Source organism: Okeania sp. (assembly GCF_983059655.1).
Map to the genome: position 1 here is coordinate 1 of NZ_CEZPJD010000654.1, position 4,598 is coordinate 4,598.

3 protein-coding genes and 1 pseudogene are annotated in these 4,598 nt (G+C 34.1%); 1 reads left to right on the top strand and 3 read right to left on the bottom strand.

Translation table 11 applies throughout. The annotated features are described in order from the left end of the window. Positions 1 to 1,003 (top strand): DMT family transporter (locus AC3DU7_RS26040; protein ID WP_488042184.1); only part of this gene is annotated, 1,003 nt, incomplete at its 5' end. 262 nt (positions 1,004 to 1,265) lie between these two features. Here AC3DU7_RS26040 and AC3DU7_RS26045 read toward each other — a convergent pair. From AC3DU7_RS26045 to AC3DU7_RS26055, 3 genes and pseudogenes are all read right to left on the bottom strand, one after another. Continuing rightward, positions 1,266 to 2,270 (bottom strand): hypothetical protein, encoded by a 1,005-nt coding sequence (locus AC3DU7_RS26045; RefSeq protein ID WP_488042185.1) that lies wholly within the window; start codon positions 2,268 to 2,270, stop codon positions 1,266 to 1,268. A 391-nt stretch (positions 2,271 to 2,661) separates the two neighbouring features. Further along, the gene (locus tag AC3DU7_RS26050; RefSeq protein ID WP_488042186.1) at positions 2,662 to 3,855 is read right to left on the bottom strand and encodes a DNA cytosine methyltransferase; all 1,194 of its coding nucleotides are present in this window, start codon (positions 3,853 to 3,855) and stop codon (positions 2,662 to 2,664) included. A gap of 109 nt (positions 3,856 to 3,964) precedes the next feature. Continuing rightward, positions 3,965 to 4,598: pseudogene (locus tag AC3DU7_RS26055) on the bottom strand (ATPase); the annotation flags it as partial.

Sequence of the window (4,598 nt, forward strand, 5' to 3'; positions counted from 1 at the left end):
TATAATTAATGTCACAATAGTCAAGGTCTTGAAAAAGTCCTTTACTATAAATTATATGCTTGGTTTTTTCATTGTTATATTTGCATCATTCTGTTTCTGTTTCCAAAATGTCATTGTCAGAGTTTTATTCAACGAACAGACAATTTTTGGCATTTTTCAGACAGGAGGGTTTGTTACTCCCACCCTACAAAATTCATTTTTGCTCATGTTCATGCGAATGGTATTGGTTGTTCCGTTGATGGCATCCTTCGCCACGAAACTCTACCCGCAAACTTGGCAAAATGTTAGAGAATTAGGAAATACTGAATCTCGTCCCCTTTTGTGGCGATCGCTTGGTGGCGGGATGCTTATGTTTCTTTACTTAGCAATGCTTTATGTATCTATTGGATTAATTGAAACTGGAGTTGCATTAACTCTATTTTTTACTTACCCGATGTTCACTTCATTATTTTCTTGGCTATTCTTAGGTATTCCCCCTACTCGCTTTCGCTGGATGGTGATGATAGTAGTGTTACTAGGCACTTTTTTGACTATTCCCTACAGTCAGACTACATCCGATAGTTATAATGCGGTCGGAGTAATTTTCGGTATTGGCTCTGGACTTTCCTATGCACTTTACACTGTAAATGCACAAAAAAGTTTTGAAGCTCTGCATCCAGTACCTTTTACTTGGATTAGTTTTGCCACTGCTCTAGGGCTATCTGCTTGTAGCTTATTAATTTGGCAAGGAAGTAGCGGTCTTAATTGGATGTCTATGTGGATTGGCGGATTTTTATCGGCAATTGTCACCTTGGCTGGTCATTTAATGTTTAATTATGGCATTCGTCTGATTGGTGCTACTTCTGCTGCAACAATAGGTGCAACTAATCCTAGTTTAACTGCTATTTTAGCATGGTTGACAATTCAAGAAACTCTCAATAGTTTACAACTGCTTGGTATAGTTATTGTTACTATGGGTGTTTTGTTACTGAGTCAAGAACATCGACGTTTGGTGAAGGAGTAGGGGAGTCATTTCAGTTATCAGTTATCAGTTATCAGTTATCAATACCTCTGCAATAGACATCTCCAAAAATTAAAAATTAAATCAATTATTATCCATAAATTATCAATTCTTTCTCCCTGTTGCCTGTTGCCTATTTTCTGGAGATGTCTAATAAGGAGGTTTGAGATAAGCAATATTCTATTTTTTTATCCCCTTATATCATGTCCGCTGGTATCGTTTGTGTAAACCCAAAGGTTAATATCTACAGGAAATTTAGGTTTTTTCAAGCTTTTAAGCCTTCTTCCTTCTTCCCTTTTCCTTCTTCCTTACTACCATGGGAATTGCTATAACTGAGATAATTACCAAAAACTTGAGTCAAAGCATCAGCTTTTAAATGATAATTCCAACGACACATTTGTATCATTACTTTCATCAAAGTATAGCCAATCTCAATACCATATTTTAAATGATAAAACTTGATAATATCTTGACCAGAAGTTCGCTCTTTTTGATGATGATTTAAGAGTCTAATTAGGCGAGAGATACTGCCAATAACTCGCCGAAAAACCGAATCACCAAAACCCCATCTAGTGATTCCCCAAAACTTAGCCAAATGATTAACTTCATCTTGTAAAGGTTGAGCGATCGCCATTTGTAATGCCCCTGTAGAATGAGACATTAACCATATATAAATAGATACCGCACTCCATTCAGAACTAATTCTACTTATTCCATGATTATAGATTTCTGCCCGTACATTTCCAGTAGGTTGATAACCATTAACCATATTAGGTTTTGGCTGTAATTTTTTCCCTGTAAGTTGTTGATAAATCTTGCTAAAAGCAGGGGCGTGTTGTCGTTCTTCTTTTTCCCAAATACCAGCTTCAATTATTTTCCCATTTTCATCAGTTACACCTCCCATAAATCTAGCTAGTTGAGGATGAGCTGTTTGTAAATAACCCCAACTTTCTTGAGAATAGGAACGAATTGGTGCTTCAATTTCTACAGCGGAGGTAATTACTTGTAAAAATAATTTTGGTTCTATACCAATAATTTGACTATGATTTATAGCTTGCCAATTAATTTTTTGCCAAGGTCTTTGTTGAGGATTTTCAAATTGTTGGGGTAAGTCTAATAGTCTTTCTGTGAGAATATCTTGGGAAAGATAGCGTTCGAGTAAATAATTAATTCTGGCTCTGGTTTGTAGATAGTTAGGAGTGGAATGGCAATAACCAGCTAGGTCAAATTGGGCGTGATTAGCAGAGTTAATTGTTGTTACTAAGTTCATGGTTTTTCAGTTAAGTTATTTTTGATTTAATGATTTAGGCAGATGGGAGAAAGTGTTACCCGAACTCTGGCAGCTTATTAATAGAAACTGACCAGATTAAAAAGTGTCACTCTTGTGTTCTTGCCTTTCTTAATATCAATCCTAAGCTGACTATTAAGGTAGAACTTAGTATGTAGGTGACAGTTATTTAGTTGTCATATAATAGGGTAGACAGTTGTAGTGATTTTTCTAAACTGGCACAGTTGAACATACATTTTATTTGACTCTATTTTACCGAGATATTGTTGTTTAAAGCCTCCCATTTTAAGGGGATAATAAATAAAAATTTTCCTGTTCGTCAATCCTATCCGTTTTCTTTTGAGAGGTAATTCTAAATTCTAAATTCTAAATTCTAAATTCTTGAAAACTGTTTTAATATATTATCAGCAATAGCTTTAGCTAACAAAGGAGGAACGGCGTTTCCAATTTGATTATATTGACATAAATGTTTTTCTGCTAAACGACCTTCTCTAGATAATAGCTTATGACTAACAACTGTTGGTTTACCCATGAATTTAAAACTATCTGGAAATGACTGTATTCTCGCACCTTCTCTAGCTGTGAAATTTCTGTGTTGATAAGGGTGAACAAAATTAGCATAAAATGACGCTGGAATTGTGTGGCATGGTTTATCTGGGTGGAGTCTTCTATTATTTTGGTCGTAGATTTTTTGAGATATTTTTGTAGAGTTCCTTTGCCGTGGTTGTAAATGTTTTGGTACATCTTTTCCAGAACTTCCCCAAGTCATTGTGGCAAATCTTTTGACCATTCTTGGAGTGTGATTCATAGCTTTATGATTTAACAGAATGTTATTTCCATTTCTCAATAATTTTTGATACTCATTCGATGGTTGTTTTAAATAATTTGACTCTTCTTTTCCTTCACCAGCTTCTAAGGTCGGCAAGTCAGAAATAGCATCCCATAATGTCGGACATAACTTTAAATTTTCTTCAAATAAAGACATTTGCCGATTGGTTAATACTCCATGAGTTGGTAAGGGAAAAGGATTTTCTAGTTCCTGTTTTGAAGCAACAATAAATAAACGTTTTCTGATTTGAGGTACTCCGTATGCTGTAGCTTCCAATATATTTATGTAGACGTGATACCCAATTTTATTAAACTCCTCTTCAATAATATCAATAACTTTCGTTTGAGAATGAGTCCTAATTTTTATCAGGTTAGGTACATTTTCCATAATCAATATTTCTGGCTCAAACACTATAGCTACTCTGATTAATTCTCTAAAAAGGTTATTTCTAGGGTCTTTAGGGTCTCCAGAATTTTTATTACAAATAGAATATCCTTGACAAGGAGGACCACCTATCACAATTTGTGGTTTATTATTACTCCAAATCCCTGCTATATCTCTATTAGTAATAGTCGTAATATCTTGATTGATAACAACTGCATTTGGATGATTATAAGCAAAAGTTTCTGATGCCCATTTATCTATTTCTATAGCACCAATAATTTGACAACCCGCCCATTTAAAACCAAGACTAAATCCACCTGCACCGGAAAAAATATCTAATATTAATGGTTTCATAAACAATACTTTTGGCAAAATTTATATTTTAGCATCTTGCCGACTACAGTTATGCTTAACTGAGATAAAAATCGCTATAAATACAATTACATTCTAGTTTTATCAGAAGTTAACAACGATTTATAATTTGTTCTATATAATGCCTAAATATAGGTTTAACGATAAATAAAGTCTGATTTTCTTCTAAAATTTTATCTATCAAACTTCGTCTTTCTAAAGATAGTAATGTTTGAAATAATTCTGGTGATGATAATTGGGATTTTTCTAATAGTTGGGAAACTGAAACAGATTTTGGTTGGTTGCTGAGTTGACATAGCACTTGTTTTTCTAACTCAGATAATCTTTGAAAATGCTGCTGGAAAATATTGGTTAATTCACTGCACAAAAATAATGGTTGATAACTCAAATATTGAGCGACACTCCCGCCAAATAAATTTTTAATTGTCTGTCCTACTAATTTTAACCATTGGGGATTACCTTGATAGAAATTTATCAATTCTTGCCATTTTTCCTCATCTAATAATCCTCTATTTTTGAGCATCTCACGCGCCACCTTTTCCGTTAAACCAGTCAACTGAAATAAACGTACTGCTGAGTCATTATCTGTAAAGTTGAAAATTTCTAAAGGTGGCTCCCAACTATTCAGAATAAAACAACTATTGTGAGGAAGTTCGCCGATAATTTTAAATAGGTTGCCATAGTTTTCATATCCTGGTTTATAGTTACCAATAAGTTGCCCATTA